At 36.0% G+C, this 14,706-nt stretch carries 14 protein-coding genes and 1 pseudogene; 6 read left to right on the forward strand and 9 right to left on the reverse strand.

Translation table 11 applies throughout. The features are described 5' to 3' along the window. Nucleotides 1-26: 26 nt before the first annotated feature. The 4 genes from P9Q65_RS11885 to P9Q65_RS11900 form a co-directional block, all read right to left on the reverse strand. Nucleotides 27-281, reverse strand: coding sequence for a hypothetical protein (locus tag P9Q65_RS11885; RefSeq protein ID WP_304509643.1), 255 nt, complete (start codon nucleotides 279-281; stop codon nucleotides 27-29). A gap of 520 nt (nucleotides 282-801) precedes the next feature. After that, the gene (locus P9Q65_RS11890) at nucleotides 802-1,785 is read right to left on the reverse strand and encodes a serine hydrolase domain-containing protein (RefSeq protein WP_304509644.1); all 984 of its coding nucleotides are present in this window, start codon (nucleotides 1,783-1,785) and stop codon (nucleotides 802-804) included. A 345-nt stretch (nucleotides 1,786-2,130) separates the two neighbouring features. Continuing rightward, entirely contained in the window at nucleotides 2,131-2,772 is a 642-nt protein-coding gene (locus P9Q65_RS11895; RefSeq protein WP_304509645.1) for a peroxiredoxin, read from the reverse strand. 156 nt (nucleotides 2,773-2,928) lie between these two features. Further along, the gene (locus P9Q65_RS11900; protein WP_304509655.1) at nucleotides 2,929-3,924 is read right to left on the reverse strand and encodes an SPL family radical SAM protein; all 996 of its coding nucleotides are present in this window, start codon (nucleotides 3,922-3,924) and stop codon (nucleotides 2,929-2,931) included. Nucleotides 3,925-4,176: 252 nt separating this feature from the next. Here P9Q65_RS11900 and P9Q65_RS11905 point away from each other — a divergent pair, with 252 nt between their 5' ends. Together P9Q65_RS11905 and P9Q65_RS11910 are read left to right on the forward strand one after the other, a co-directional pair. Continuing rightward, a complete protein-coding gene (locus tag P9Q65_RS11905) occupies nucleotides 4,177-5,142 on the forward strand; it encodes an MBL fold metallo-hydrolase (protein WP_304509646.1) in 966 nt (321 codons plus the stop codon). A gap of 14 nt (nucleotides 5,143-5,156) precedes the next feature. Continuing rightward, nucleotides 5,157-5,867, forward strand: coding sequence for a metallophosphoesterase (locus P9Q65_RS11910; RefSeq protein ID WP_304509647.1), 711 nt, complete (start codon nucleotides 5,157-5,159; stop codon nucleotides 5,865-5,867). Nucleotides 5,868-6,236: 369 nt separating this feature from the next. Here the strand turns inward: P9Q65_RS11910 and P9Q65_RS11915 are convergent, their stop codons facing one another. From P9Q65_RS11915 to P9Q65_RS11925, 3 genes are all read right to left on the reverse strand, one after another. Continuing rightward, complete coding sequence (locus P9Q65_RS11915) at nucleotides 6,237-6,626, reverse strand: VOC family protein (protein WP_304509648.1); 390 nt, start codon at nucleotides 6,624-6,626, stop codon at nucleotides 6,237-6,239. A 206-nt stretch (nucleotides 6,627-6,832) separates the two neighbouring features. Beyond that, nucleotides 6,833-7,726 (reverse strand): helix-turn-helix transcriptional regulator, encoded by an 894-nt coding sequence (locus P9Q65_RS11920; protein ID WP_304509649.1) that lies wholly within the window; start codon nucleotides 7,724-7,726, stop codon nucleotides 6,833-6,835. A gap of 80 nt (nucleotides 7,727-7,806) precedes the next feature. After that, entirely contained in the window at nucleotides 7,807-8,121 is a 315-nt protein-coding gene (locus tag P9Q65_RS11925) for a winged helix-turn-helix transcriptional regulator (RefSeq protein WP_330695382.1), read from the reverse strand. A 207-nt stretch (nucleotides 8,122-8,328) separates the two neighbouring features. Between P9Q65_RS11925 and P9Q65_RS11930 the strand changes: the two genes are divergently transcribed. Genes P9Q65_RS11930 through bioA form a run of 4 tightly spaced genes read left to right on the forward strand, consistent with a single transcriptional unit; the run spans nucleotide 8,329 to nucleotide 11,741 of the window. Beyond that, on the forward strand, nucleotides 8,329-8,871 hold the full coding sequence (locus P9Q65_RS11930; protein WP_304509650.1) for a biotin transporter BioY: 543 nt from the start codon (nucleotides 8,329-8,331) through the stop codon (nucleotides 8,869-8,871). A gap of 3 nt (nucleotides 8,872-8,874) precedes the next feature. Next, nucleotides 8,875-9,846 carry a biotin synthase BioB gene (bioB, locus tag P9Q65_RS11935; protein WP_304509651.1) on the forward strand — a complete coding sequence of 324 codons (972 nt, stop codon included), beginning with the start codon at nucleotides 8,875-8,877 and terminating at the stop codon, nucleotides 9,844-9,846. Next, a complete protein-coding gene (bioD, locus tag P9Q65_RS11940) occupies nucleotides 9,839-10,522 on the forward strand; it encodes a dethiobiotin synthase (RefSeq protein ID WP_304509652.1) in 684 nt (227 codons plus the stop codon). Before bioB ends, bioD begins: the two co-directional genes overlap by 8 nt. Nucleotides 10,523-10,541: 19 nt before the next feature. Then, nucleotides 10,542-11,741 (forward strand): adenosylmethionine--8-amino-7-oxononanoate transaminase, encoded by a 1,200-nt coding sequence (bioA, locus tag P9Q65_RS11945; protein ID WP_304509653.1) that lies wholly within the window; start codon nucleotides 10,542-10,544, stop codon nucleotides 11,739-11,741. A gap of 298 nt (nucleotides 11,742-12,039) precedes the next feature. Here bioA and P9Q65_RS11950 read toward each other — a convergent pair whose 3' ends face one another. Together P9Q65_RS11950 and P9Q65_RS11955 are read right to left on the reverse strand one after the other, a co-directional pair. Continuing rightward, nucleotides 12,040-13,674, reverse strand: a complete 1,635-nt coding sequence (locus P9Q65_RS11950) for a YegS/Rv2252/BmrU family lipid kinase (protein WP_304509654.1) — start codon at nucleotides 13,672-13,674, stop codon at nucleotides 12,040-12,042. 753 nt (nucleotides 13,675-14,427) lie between these two features. Further along, nucleotides 14,428-14,706 (reverse strand): annotated as a pseudogene (locus P9Q65_RS11955) (dihydrolipoyl dehydrogenase); the annotation flags it as partial.

Raw genomic sequence — 14,706 nt, forward strand, 5'->3', positions numbered from 1 at the left:
TTTGGCATACATAATCCTCCTTTTGATCATAATATTTGCACCAACTTAATCCCTGTGCCGTCCCCCGGATTTTCCACACGGACACGTCGAAGCCCACAATCTTTCTTTATTTTTATAATAATCTGATTTCCAGTTTCTTCAAAAAAAATCGCCCCCGAAATATAATAAGCTGGCTCCAAATCCATTTCACTGCTCGCAGCCTTTTTCACATCTCTTCCGAATTGACCGATGGGTTTTGTAAGTTTACTATTCAGTTTATGACAACGGCAATCATCTAACATACAATTAAATTCTCTGCAGAAAGACCCCGGTTTAATTGATGCCACATCTATGTAAAAATCCGCAAGAAACCATTGCAGTATTATAGATATCAACTGTGTAAAGTGAGATGCATTCAGAAAGAATCCTTAGTTGATCTACACTATTCGTACTGATTCTGGCATAAAAATAAATAGCTGCACTGCTTTCTCTTTTTGGCACAGAGGGGGTATGCAATATATAATTCTTTAATCTACATATCATTTATTAAATGGTTCGGTTTGCCACAAAATCCGGGAAATTCATTAAACTTTATTTATTGTACTTTCGGAGAAAAGAAATGTAAATATATATAATGTATAATTTTTGAATACTAGTCTAAAATCTTCATGTTTTCCCAGACGAAATTTCCTTCTCCTATTTTCTACAAAAAAACAACCTCATGATTTAAGAGGTTGTTTTTAGAATATAAATTTTATTTCATTATATACCTCATTATGTATATAGTTTTTGATTAGAATCTCCCCAATAAATATGCATTCTCTATATACAATTTTCAAACATTGGTTCAATATACTCTTTTAAAAGTACTATCCTATCCTTTGCATCCATCATAAAGAGAGAAGCTATAGAAACAACCATTTTTTTCTTTGTATTGACGTAAATCACATTCCCACCGTCTCCTAAAGCCGCATAGCTATCACCATCAATAATCCACCATAGATATCCATAAGCCAGATTGCAAAATTGGACGCAACGACTATGTTCTCTTGAGCTATCAGCTATCCAAGTATCCAATACAATTTGTTTCCCATCCCACACTCCGCCATTCAGGTGCAATTGTCCTATTTTGGCCATATCGGCGGGGGTTAAGAACAGCCCCCAGCTTGCAGTGTTTATGCCTTGTGGATCAACAACCCAGCCACTGGAATTTTTGTCATTCATAATTGCAATATGTTCTTCTTTACTACGCAGCACCACATTCTGCGGTATATCGATTCCAAGCGCTAAGAATAAATTTTCCGTAGCAAAATCAAGTACGGATTGTCCTGTAGCTCTTACAAGAATGCCTGACAAAATATGGGTTCCTCCGATAGCAGAATAATTAAATTCTCCAATGGCTCCATTTCCACCCAATAAATCAAGTGCATCTTGAATGGGATACGGACTTGTGAAAAACTTTTCATATGGCTCCGTTTTATATTTATACGGAGCAGTCATGGTAAGTAGATTTTTAATCGTTATGGACTGTATTGTTTTTTCACCTGTTTTAACAGTGTAATTAGGGAAGAATTCCAAAACTTTTTGGTCTATACTTTTGATATAACCTTTATCTATGGCTATACCAACCAATATAGAAATAACACTTTTTGTTACCGAAGCTACATGGATGGCGTTATTGGCGGTGTATCCATTAAAATAGTTTTCATATAATTTCACACCGTTTTTTTGTACAATGATGCCAGCTATATTGCTATAATCACTATTTATTTTATTTTCCAGTACTTTAATTTTTTCTTGATTCATTTAATCAAATTCCTCCTTTAAGTTATAAAGGATATCCTTATGACAAAGGATATAATGATTAAAAATTTTTTGCAAGCCTAATTTAAAAATAAATTATAATAATTGCAATACACATCTGTCCACAAAATAATTCGTTACAATTAGTTGTTCTTCTTGTAAATAATTAAGCTTCATATTTTTAACCGCAAGAAAATAATTTACATTTCCAAACGTAGTCATAAAATGCGTAGTGTTTGCTTGATTATAGTTTTTAAAATATTGTTGTTCATTTCCCTTGGTAAACAAAAAACACCAGATACTGAGTTGTATCTGATGCTTTATATCTGCTCTATTGAGAAAATGCTCTCACTCTTCTAAATTCTTATACACAAACCAATCGGATAAACTGTAAACGCCTCTTTCTTTATCCAAATTCGGATCATCATTTTCTCCTCTGTGGAATAAAACCTTGTCTCCAATAATTTCATTATAAGGCCAATTTGCAGGAGAAAAAACTTTCTTAGTTGATGCCAATTTTAGCGCTTTCACTGTTCTCAATATTTCCTCAATATTTCTTCCTATTTCTTTGGGATATTCTAACATAGTCCTTACTTTTCCATTATGATCCACAATAATTACTGCTCTAACTGAAGCGGTATCATCTTCATTTGGATGAATTAAGCCAAGGGTTTCAGATACTTTTCTTTTCTCATCGTCAATAATAGGAAACTCGATTTGAACATAAATATTTTCTTTAATCCATTGAATCCATTTTTCATGGGATTCTAAATTATCCACACTTAATCCAATTAATTCAACACCTAAATCATTGAACTGTTTTTTTCTTTTTTGGAACGCAACAAATTCAGTAGTACATACAGGGGTAAAGTCTGCAGGGTGACTAAATAACACAAACCACTTTCCTTGATAATCAACTGGTAAGTGAATCCTTCCCTTGGTTGTTTCTACTGTTATTTCAGGAAATTTATCTCTGAGTGATAATTTCATAAAATCCCTCCTTACAAAATAATTGTTATTTTATAATAATTATACACTATATCCAATAAAATACAAATCTTTTTCATGTCCAAATATCATTTTCGTTGCTTCCGATTGTTTAAAAAGCACTTTTTTACCTTTACTTCATCTTGTTGGCATTTTTATTTATGAAATATACAGTATTGGCATAGTCCCTAACCGTCTGGAAAGCTTTTCCCGCAAAAAAGATTCTGCCTCTCCACGGATATCATTTCGATAACAGTATTTACCACGACCGCGTCCGGTCATGGTTTCCCGATCTAAAAGTTGTACCGCATTAGGGAAAGCCTCTGTGTTAATAGCATTCTGTACGAAACTGTATGTCATCAATATGATCTCTATAAAACCATTTTCTATCACCTTGACGCTCAACTCATCTGCCAGACGATCTATTAGTTCCCCGTATAGGTACTTCCAATTAGGAAGAAGAATTACAGGGGCAATCAATAATCCCACGGGATATCCTGCCGCCGCCATCTCGTTCAATGCATGAATTCTTGCGGACAACAAGGACGTGCCCAGCTCTACCCTGCTTATGATTTCCTGAGGATTCATGCTCATGCGAAATATTGTCTTTCCTCTGTGATCAAGGTTAAGCAATGGAGTAACCATATCAAATTTTGTGGGAAACGTTAATCTTCCACGGGCTTCACGTCCAAAACGCTCGATGGTATAGCGCAAATTGTCTGTTATTGTGTTCTCCAGCAACAAATCACTGTTACTGCCAATCTCAAAGGTTTGCGGCACCTGCGCCACTGCATCCTTTTTAAGGAGCCTATCCAGCATCTGCTCTCGGTTCACAAATAGACGCAGATAGGCGCATTTATTGTAATTGCAAACAAGATAGCAATACAGACACATCGCTCTGCATCCGGAGGATGTATATGGAACCAGCCAGTCAGAAACTTTATGATTTGGCACATATCGATGTGTCTTTCTAGTTCCGATAATCAGATGACTTTTTAGCTTTGGAAAGTCCCTGTTATGTGCCGATGTCATTTCCGCTATTCGGTTGTGATTTTCTATTTGTCTCCATGGCAGGTTTGCATATTTGTGATACAGCATCTGTCCCAGCTGATAATTAAGTACATCCGGTTCATAATACACCGCATCAAAGCCCATATTCATGCTGTGCACCTCCTAATGGTTTATAGTTTACCGGAAGCAGCATAAAATATTCCGTTTAGAAGGTAAAAATCTATCCTTCTATTATCATCTTCAGACCTATCTTGTGGGAATACCCTACATCTGCCCCTCTATGGTTCCTTGCTTGCACCCGGTAACAGCCTCATAGATGCTATGCAGAAGGTGTTTGATATGATATAATTAGAGCCACATCTTTGTAAGACAATTAATTTAGGAGGAGGACTTACTATGCTAACACAGGTAGCGGATAATATTTATAGAAAAATAGTACCATTACCAAATAACCCACTGCGAGAAATTAACTCCTATATTATAACTGGGGAGAAAAATCTTTTGATTGATACAGGCTTTAATAGACCTGAGTGCGAGGAAGCTTTGAAGCATGCCTTTTCAGAGCTTGGAATCGTCGATACAGATTTGTTCATCACCCATTTGCACTCCGATCATTGTGGCCTTGTGCCAAAATTTGCGACAAAATCAAGCGTAATTTTCGCCAGTGAAACAGACGGAGAACTTATAAATTTTGAAACAGGAAATCTTTATTGGAAAATGTTAGATGACTTATTTATAAAATACGGCTTTCCCAGGGCAGCATTTGGCAGGAATACAGATATTCACCCGGGTAGAAAATATTGCCACGATGCAAGAGTAGATTTTACATATGTTACAGAGGGGGATGTATTAAAATACGGTGACTATGAGCTTGAGATAATTATGACCCCCGGCCATACACCGGGACATGCATGTTTATATGACACAAAAAAGAAAATTTTGTTTTGCGGTGACCATATTTTAGGTACCATCACACCAAATATATGTATTGAATTAGGCGTAGAAAATCCCCTAAAGGATTATTTGGATAGCCTTGCAAAAATAGAAAAATTAGACGTTCAATTAGTACTCACAGCCCATGGAACACCAATAGAAAATATGTATGTACGAATTAAGGAATTACAAAAGCATCATGAAGAAAGATTGGAAGAAGTAATGCATATTTTGGGGAACGAGTGGAAAACAAGCTACATGGTTGCAAGAGATATGACCTGGGAAATCGACTGTAAAACGTGGGAGGATTTTCCGCAGCCTCAAAAATGGTTTGCAACAGGAGAAGCCATCTCTCATTTGCAGTATTTGTTTTTCTCAGGAAAAATTACTCGTGAAGAAAAGAACGGAATCTACTACTATAAAAATTAAATTTGGGGGAATGTATGTCAGGAAGAATTTTAATTACAGGAGATAAACATGGAACATTTCTTCCTTTATTCAGCCTTGCCGAAAAAGCAGAATTAAAGAAAGATGATATTTTAATGATTGCCGGAGATGCAGGTTATGTTTGGAATGAAGATTTTTCTTATGGAATTGAAACATTGCAGCAAATTTTCCCCGGCACAATTGCATTTATTGATGGAAATCACGAAAATCATGCCCTACTAAATAGTCTGGAGATTTGTCGGTGGAATGAAGGAAAGGCACATCGAGTAGGGGAACGAGTATATCACTTAATGCGTGGTGAGATTTATTCTATTAACGGAAGCAATTTTTTTACCTTTGGCGGTGCCCGCTCTATTGATAAAGATAGGCGTGAGGAAGGCATAAGCTGGTGGAAGGAAGAAGAACCTACTCCAGAGGAAATCGAATATGGCAAAAAACAGCTAGTTGAACACTATGGTAAAATAGACTATGTGATTACCCACGAAACGCCTTTGTTTGCAAGAAAGTATATCTCCCGATCAAAACAAATTGATCCGGATTACCATTTTCCGGCACATCTTGAAGACTGGTATCACTTAATTTCAAATTCTTCGAGATTTAAAAAATGGTATTTTGGCCATATGCATGTGGATCAAGTCATAACACCACAATTAACAGGCGTGCATGCAGAGATTATACCAACAAATGAAAAAAAATCTATTTGGTAAAGTAAGAAGATATATCTTTTTGATAAATCACTGGGGATGCAGACATCACGAAAACTAAAATTGTTTCATTTCTACAAAAAGGAGTGCCTCATTTTGTGAAACACTCCTTTTTTGATATTTTTTTATTTATTAGTTAACTCTCATTCAACCAATAAATTCTTTCAAACGTTTTCCCGTTTCCACTCCAATCCTTATGCTTTTATCGTACCATCGTTCCCCGTTTATTACAAAAAAATTTTACAGTAATGTTACTGTATCTGCATTTATTGGATGATGCCAAAGGGCTTGGCTATCCTGTATAACTCATCTGCCTACAAACACATAAAACATAAATCAAGAGAGGATACCATCTGCTATTCTCCTCTGTACTTATTTTGCGAAAGAGCCTATTTCAATTAAATTGCCTTCCGGATCGGCAATATAGCAGGTTCGTTGTCCCCACGGTTCTGTTGTAGGTTCCAAAACAGGCACGGCACCTTTTGAAATGACTTCTTTAAAGGTATCATCTACTGCGGCATAATTTTCGACACTAAGTGCGATTTCATAATGACCATTGATATCATTCCCATAAGAAAATGACCTTTTTGTCATCTGTTCAAAATCACTTCTACGATAAAGTAAAAACAAAGTTCCATCTTTTATCAGATAGACATTACTTGTATTTTCTTCCTCCTTGATTTCAAAACCAAGAACATCACGGTAAAAACGTACCATCATCGACATATCTTTTACGAAAATTCCAAAACCATCTAATTTCATAAATTTTCCTCCTGCTTCTCTTTTGACCGGATACCCCAGTTCAGTGTACACCAAAGGCTCTCCAGTGGCGGTACTGCATATTTTGTTTTCCCGCTTTTGCCTGATATAGCTGCTTAAATTTCTTTTTATGGTCCAATTGCTCCATATTCACTCCTCCAATTTACACTTCGAGTATACCACTGATAACTAGACAACAGCATGTCATATTAAAGATACTGCAGTAAAGTCTTTTGGAGTTTTTCTTTAATTTGCAGGCGAATGTCTACCGGTTCTAACACCTCACAATGTTCACCAAAGGTAGCGAGGTAGTGATATACCCATTCCCCTCGGGGCATGGTAAGCGTTGCTTTGAAGCTGCCGTCTGGCAGAAGCTCATAATTTGAGAATTCATCATAAACCCGATATGCCATTTCTTTTGAAAGTTTAAGAATTATTGTAATAAAATCATCTTGAAACACCTTGCCACCATCAAATATTTTATGGGGCTTTTGACGCTTAAACACATCTGTTAAAACGGTTAGATTTTTTATGCGGCGGAGTTTAAAGAAACGGTAGTCGTTTCTTATGCGGCAATAGCCATAAAGATACCACCCTTGCCCCTTGAAACAAAGTTTAAGCGGTTCCACCTGTCGCTCCATACTGCTTTCGCCACTGTGATACAAGAATTTTACGACCAATTTTTCAAGAATTGCACCCTTTAGCATGGTAAATACCAAGGATTCTTCCTCTGCGTTTGCCCATCCCGAAAAGTCCACCTCTACCCAATCACTAGCATCATTCCCAAAGAGTGAGGAAAGTTTTTTAACGGCTGTATCTGTTTTTCCTAAGCTAACAGCATCCATAGCACATAGTGCAGAAAGAATATCTGCCTTTTCTTTTTCGGTCAACACCGCTTTGTTCAAAACAAAGTCAGGCAAAAGAGAGATTCCGCCACCTTTGCCTTTGGTCATATAAATAGGAATACCCGCTGATGACAACAGTTCTACATCTCGATAAATTGTGCGGGGAGAAACCTCAAATTGCTTCGCCAACTCACCGGCAGTAATACACCCTTTATTTAATAACAAATATACTATTTCAAATAATCTGTTGATTTGCATATTTTTACACCTCTTACTTTTATTATAAGTGCATGATATGACATCATCAAGGCATATTTAAAGCATGGTCAATGTCTTTCTTATAAAAAATTCCGAACCAGCCGCAAATGCTCTGTAAGATTGGAACAATAAGTTCCCCTTTTTGTAAGCCTGTACTTTACCCGGGAAGGAATCTCATCATAGGATTTTCTCTGCACAATCTCATCCCTGATCAGAACCTTTAAAACCAAAGCCAGTACTGCATCCGTGACGTTCATCATTTCTTTTCTGATTTCACTATATCGTAAGATTTTCTTTTCATTAAGTACGCAAATAATTCTAGGCTTCCATTTTCCTCCAAAAATTTCAAGACCGTATTCTAAAAGACAGTGGATAGCTTTATCTATTTTTTTGATATATGTTTTCTCCCTCCCCTACTTTATCTTGATTTTTGTTAGGATGGAAAACCCCAGTCGTTATAACATTTACCAATTTAGCACACACAGATTGTAAACCGTATATGTGTATAAGGTTGACATTTCTCCGCTTTTAAGATATTATTTAAACAACTTTGGCGATATAGAAAATATTGGATATTAATAAATTTTATAGGAGAGTAAAAAATGAAGACAAAGAAACTTATTTTATGTGCATTTTTCAGTTCATTAATTGTAGTTGGAGCATTTATTCGCATCCCGGTTCCAGTCGTTCCATTTACACTTCAATTTCTTTTTACAATGCTTGCAGGGTTATTACTGGGCGGCAACACAGGATTTATTGCTGTTCTAATTTATATTTTAATGGGACTTCTTGGTTTGCCCGTTTTTGCAGAAGGCGGTGGACTGGCATATCTCCTAAAACCAAGCTTTGGATATATCATTGGATTTGCTGTTGCCGCTTATGTTACCGGTACGATTGCAAACAAGGTTTCATCCCCCAATTATAAACGTTTGTTCACCGCAAATTTTATAGGCTTGGGTATTGTTTATTTATTCGGTATGGTCTATTACTATTTGCTAAGTTATTTTTATCTTGGTAACCCGATTGGTTTATATCCACTGTTTTTATATTGTTTTGTTCTTGCAGTTCCGGGTGATACTGTATTATGCATATTGGGGGCGGTTATTGCCAAAAGATTAATACCAATCATTAGAAAGGAATTATAAAAAATGTTATACATAGAAGAAATGAAAAACAAAATTCTTAATGGTAATCTAATTACGCAAGCCCAAGCATTTTCTTTATATAACCAACCTTTGAAAGAATTATGTGCAGCGGCAAATGAAATACGTAAACACTTTTGTTTCAATCAATTTGATATTTGCACAATTATCAATGCAAAAAGTGGAGGATGTACTGAAAACTGCAAATTTTGTGCGCAGTCAATCCATAATGATACTAAAACTAATGTATACCCGTTACTGTCTGATGAGAAAATTATCGAACATGCAAAAAGAAACCATGAGCAGGGAATTCTACGATATTCTATCGTTACTTCGGGCAGATGTCTTTCGGATAATGAGATAACTAAAATATGTGAAACGGTCAAACAACTACGAAGTCAAGTGGATATTTCAGTTTGTATTTCCTGTGGATTGCTTAATAGTGAACAATATAAAAAATTAAAGGATTCAGGAATTACAAGGGTTCACAATAACCTGGAAACATCACGAAGAAATTTTCCAAACATCTGCACTTCGCATACATTCAACGATAAAATTACCGCTATTAAAGCCGCTCAATCAGTGGGATTACAGGTGTGTAGTGGCGGCATTATGGGACTTGGAGAAACTCCAAAAGATCGAATAGATATGGCGTTTACTTTAAGGAATTTGGGTATTGAAAGTATACCAATAAATATGCTAAATCCCATTAAAGGTACCCCATTTGAAAAAAACCGAAGGCTTACAGATGAGGAAATGCGCCGTATTGTTGCGGTATATCGTTTTATTTTACCAACAGCATTTATTCGGCTTGCAGGTGGAAGATGTTTGTTAAAGGATAAAGGTACCGCATGTTTTTTATCGGGGGCGAATGCAGCGATATCAGGGGATATGTTAACTACTGCTGGTATTACAGTGGAAAACGATATTGAACATTTAAACGCCCTGGGATACGAGGTGAAGCTTTGTAATGAGTAAAAAATTATTTATAACGGGAACCGGAACGGATATCGGTAAAACTTATGTTACAGGACTTATTATAAAAAAATTAAATGAAAATGGAAAAAAAGCTGCTTATTATAAAGCTGCCATGAGCGGAAATGCCCGTGGAGCAGACGGGAAGCTGCTTCCAGGTGACGCTCTGCATGTGAAACTGATGTCTGGTATTTCACAGCCGTTGGAAGAAATGTGCCCATATGTATATGAACATGCTGTTTCTCCCCATCTGGCTTCGAGCTTTGAGGGAAACCCTGTACAGATAGATGTCGTAAAAAAGGGATTTAATTCTGTCTGCAGCAAATATGATTATGTTACCATGGAGGGTTCTGGCGGAATTATTTGTCCGTTATGTTTTCATGATCAAAAAATCCAGTTAGAGGATATTATTAAAGAATTACATTTAAGCTGTGTAATTATAGCTGATGCGGGACTTGGCACAATTAATTATGTTACGCTGACAATATCCTATATGAAGTCAAAAAAAATCTCTGTAAAAGGGATAATTTTTAATCATTTTGAAAAAGGTAATATTCTTCACGAAGATAACTTAAAAATGTGTGAATTTATGACTGGTGTAAAGGTTTTGGCATGTGTAAAAGATGGAGATACAAATTTAGATATTGCAGCTGATTTACTAGAATCACTTTATGAATAAAAGATAAGGAGAATAATTTATGATTTGGTATCCATATCAACAAATGAAAACAATGAAACAACCTTATAAAATTATTAATGCAGAGGGAGTATACCTCTATACAGAGGATAAAAAGTTAATTGATTCTGTTTCATCGTGGTGGAGTGTAATACATGGCTATAAACATCCTGAGTTAAATAAAGCTCTTATATCTCAAGTTGAAAGATTTTCTCATGTTATGTTGGGCGGGCTTACACACGAGCCTGTACAAAAGCTTTCAGAAAAATTGAAATCTTGGCTTCCGGAAGATTTAGACTATTGTTTCTTTTCTGATTCCGGAAGCGTCGCGGTTGAAGTTAGTTTAAAAATGGCACTACAATATTTTACGAATCTTGGTGAAACGCAAAGAACTATGGTACTGGCTTTGGAACATGCCTATCATGGGGACACTTTTAAAACAATGGAGGTTGGTGATGATGAAGATTACCACTTTGTATTAAAAACATATGGTAAAAGCAAAAATGTAATTCATGTGCCTACTAAAATAAAAGATTTAGAAGATGCTTTTATGAAACACCATGATCGATTAAATAGTTTTATTGTTGAACCACTTTTGCAAGGTGCAGGTGGTATGCGTATGTACGATATTTCTTTTTTGAAGAAAGCAAGACAACTATGCAACAAATATGGCGTACTTCTTATATTTGATGAAGTCGCCACAGGTTTTGGTCGTACAGGTAATCGTTTTGTAGCGGATTTAGTTCAACCAGATATTCTTGTTCTGGGTAAAGCTCTTACAGGAGGATACATAGGACACGCAGTCACTGTAGCAAATCAAAAGGTATATAATGGGTTTTACAGTGATGATTTAACCAAAGCTTTCATGCACGGTCCTACTTTTATGGGGAATGCTCTAGCCTGTAGTGTAGCACTGAAGTCAATAGAAATTTTTGAGCAAGAAAATTATATGTCCAAAATTCACAGAATTGAAGAAATCACAAAACGTGAAATGAAAGGATTCTTTGATGCCAGAATTAAAGAGATTCGCATAATGGGAGCATGTGTGTGCGTAGAAGTATTTGATTCATCAACACTAAAAGGATACCAACAGTTTGCTTATGCGCGAGGAGTATTTAGTCGTCCATTTCTAAATTATCTTTATGCTATGGTTCCTTATATAATTGAGGAACCTCAACTTATTAAAGTTTTGGATACCATAAAGCAATGGTTTAACGACTGAAAAAATCCCTCCACCAAACATTGCTTTTCATTGCTTGATTCACCCGAGGATGTTGTATGACCCAACAAAACATTGCCGTCAAAAATACAAATATTATGATTCTTCTACTTTTGGTTGCCAACATTATTTTTGCAACTGTTTGTTTTGTTTCTATGATAGTTCCCGTTTTTTTGGGGGGGTGTATTGGAAAATCATTTAGAAAAATATTCAGGCATCTATATTACTGTTTGTATTCTTGCTATGTTGGGGAAGTTACATTCTTATAAATAAAAAGTTTATGAAAAAATGAATTCATACATTATTGAAAATTATCCTTTAAAAATATTTGAGAACAATATTCAAGGTTTCTCTTGTAATCTAATTCAACAAAATCAGTAGGCTTTACATCCTCTGGCTTTTTGTCAAAGTAATGAAGCCCAACAGCTCTTAAAATTGTATAAACGAATTGAGAGCAAAACATGATATTCTCTCTATGAGAATAAGGGACAATGAGACCAAGAAGGTTGTAGGAACTGCCAAAAGAATTTATTTTTCTCACTTCCTCCAAAGCCTGTGATTTTTGTTTTTTCGTCGCCTTAATTTTGTAAATAATGATATTGGCATCTTCTTTCTGATTAAAAAATTCTAGCATCTCTTGGTTTAGTCCCGGTTCATATATATTTTCGCCTCCGTTATAGCTGATAATAGTCTTAAGATCTTGATCAAAAGAGAGGGAGGCATGAGAATATTCCTTCTTCGTAACCTTGCGGATCAGTTCACCTGCAGCACTTCCGGTGCTAGAAAGAACCACATAGAGATACCCATCATTCAGTGTTTCCTCTGCCGTTTTGAAGTAATCATCATTAAGGGAACCTTTATTGATATAGTCCAAAGCATTATGACGTGGCAAATCCGCAGCAATCTTCAACATATCAGCAATGACATTGCGGTCAATCTTAAAATCTTTGAATGGTCTGGTCATCTGGCTCAAAACGCCATTGGAAATCTGCTCTGCCGCATATTTGATGTCTGCAAAGCTTAATTCTCGTGTGCTTCCGAACCCATCCTCATTATTAAATTTTGTATTGATTCTTACTTGAGAAGGCAGAATCCGTACATCCAGCGGGAAACCTGTTCCCTCTTCTCCATCTAAATCTGTCCCTATATTTTCGTCACACATAACGGTAAGCTTTGAAGATTGAAAATAGATGACATAGGGACTTGAATCATGTTCACCTTTGAGTACCTTTCCCACCAAAGACATCAAATCAATTAGCGGACATTTTTTGAAAATATAAATATCCAGTAACCCATCGTTATATACCGACAAAGGCGCTATCTTCTTAAATCCACCTGCGGACTTTCCGTTCATAATAATCATAAAATAGGCCTCACCATCAAATATAAATTGATCGCTTTCCATCTTGATTTTGACTGGTTTAAGTTTTTGAAATTCTTCTATGCCTTTAAAATAATAAGAAAAAATCCCAAAGCTTGATTTAAGCTTTGTATCCGTTCTTTGGCTGACATCAACAAGGCAACCCACACTGGCTACATTGATAAAATATCGTTCATTAATCCTTCCGATATCTGCATAAGTATAGTTTTCTCTTGTGTAAATATCCGTAATTTCATCAACCGATGTTGGCAGATTAAAATTTTGTGCAAAATCATTCGCAGTCCCTGCGGGGTAAATCCCTATAGGAAGATTAATTCCATTATTCAACATTGCATTGAGAACTTGGTTTATAGTACCATCGCCGCCAGAAATCAGGATCTTCTTATATTGTTCAGGGTTTATCCTTTGAAATAATTCGTTTAAGTCGATCCCTTTCCCAATTCGAAAAGGACTGACTAAATAGCCTTTTTTTTGGAACTTCTCAATGATTACGTCAAGATTATTTTTAAAAACTTGGTTTCCTGCGTTGGGATTATAAATTAATAATATTTTCATGAAATATCCTCTCTTCAATGTATTGATGTATTGATTTTAACCTATTAAGGAGAAACTGGTAAAAATCATACTTTGTTTGATACTTTCTATAGAAGTTATTTTAACAACTCAAATTCTTGATTATACAGTCCTATTTTACAACCACAATTGATAATCCCTGGAATTACGTCCTCCAACGACCAAAGAGACAAAAGTCGATAAGAGTTATCGGATCTGGGAGAACCAGTCTTCATAGCAAGCGTACGCTCTGCCGAAAATAGGTGAATACTGGAAATATACTTATCTATCTCAAAGCCTCGTGTAATGTTACCTTTGACTCAACTTGATTATAAATCAAACTTTGAGAAAATGTCAAACTCTGAGAAAATGTCAAAAACACTATGGTTTAAAGAATAATAATAGCAAAAAATAGAATAACCACTTCTCCTTTTTCAACCTTTAACTTTTTTTCTTGACAGGCTCTATCATCTAAGCTTTTTCATATCAAACTCTTTTCTCAACTAAGGATGCAAGAAAGCCGTGAGCTTTTTGAGGTTCACGACTTTCGCTAATTTTCATTCTATTTTATCCCTCAGCGCGTTACAACAGGATTACAACCCCGCAATGCTTTGAGTTGACATCATGATGACATTTGATTCCAATGGCTCCTTGGGCAAGATGTATTGTAGTTAATTATGCACTTATCAATTGCTCTTATTTTTTCTATAGATAACTCCTATGTAAGTCAAATATTTTTATAGTTGCTCAACCACCTTATATTGTTCTTTTCGGCATAACATGAATCGCCTGGCCCTCCAACTCCTCTAGCGCTTCCGTTACGGATTCGTTATAAGTTGGATGCGGTCTTACTGCCTTAATCATAGCATCCACTGTCAGCCTGTTGGTAATTGCCATCGTAAACTCGCCTATCATATCTGTTGCTCTTGCACACATTAGCTGTGCACCTAGAATGATGCCACTTTCCCTATGGGTAATGACCTTTATAAAGCCTCTTTCATCTTTTGATATAAGGGCTTTCCCATTACCGCTCAT

Source organism: Anaerotignum sp. (assembly GCF_030625865.1).
GTDB lineage: Bacteria > Bacillota > Clostridia > Lachnospirales > Anaerotignaceae > Chakrabartyella.

What these genes read in the sequence shown, in the direction of transcription:
- P9Q65_RS11895 (WP_304509645.1), bottom strand. Translation starts at nt 2,772, where the DNA reads ATGAAATTATCACTCAGAGATAAATTTCCTGAAATAACAGTAGAAACA.
- P9Q65_RS11900 (WP_304509655.1), bottom strand. Translation starts at nt 3,924, where the DNA reads ATGGGCTTTGATGCGGTGTATTATGAACCGGATGTACTTAATTATCAG.
- P9Q65_RS11920 (WP_304509649.1), bottom strand. Translation starts at nt 7,726, where the DNA reads ATGCAAATCAACAGATTATTTGAAATAGTATATTTGTTATTAAATAAA.
- P9Q65_RS11930 (WP_304509650.1), top strand. Translation starts at nt 8,329, where the DNA reads ATGAAGACAAAGAAACTTATTTTATGTGCATTTTTCAGTTCATTAATT.
- bioB (WP_304509651.1), top strand. Translation starts at nt 8,875, where the DNA reads ATGTTATACATAGAAGAAATGAAAAACAAAATTCTTAATGGTAATCTA.
- P9Q65_RS11950 (WP_304509654.1), bottom strand. Translation starts at nt 13,674, where the DNA reads ATGAAAATATTATTAATTTATAATCCCAACGCAGGAAACCAAGTTTTT.
- bioD (WP_304509652.1), top strand. Translation starts at nt 9,839, where the DNA reads ATGAGTAAAAAATTATTTATAACGGGAACCGGAACGGATATCGGTAAA.
- P9Q65_RS11890 (WP_304509644.1), bottom strand. Translation starts at nt 1,785, where the DNA reads ATGAATCAAGAAAAAATTAAAGTACTGGAAAATAAAATAAATAGTGAT.
- P9Q65_RS11915 (WP_304509648.1), bottom strand. Translation starts at nt 6,626, where the DNA reads ATGAAATTAGATGGTTTTGGAATTTTCGTAAAAGATATGTCGATGATG.
- bioA (WP_304509653.1), top strand. Translation starts at nt 10,542, where the DNA reads ATGATTTGGTATCCATATCAACAAATGAAAACAATGAAACAACCTTAT.
- P9Q65_RS11885 (WP_304509643.1), bottom strand. Translation starts at nt 281, where the DNA reads ATGTTAGATGATTGCCGTTGTCATAAACTGAATAGTAAACTTACAAAA.
- P9Q65_RS11905 (WP_304509646.1), top strand. Translation starts at nt 4,177, where the DNA reads ATGCTAACACAGGTAGCGGATAATATTTATAGAAAAATAGTACCATTA.
- P9Q65_RS11910 (WP_304509647.1), top strand. Translation starts at nt 5,157, where the DNA reads ATGTCAGGAAGAATTTTAATTACAGGAGATAAACATGGAACATTTCTT.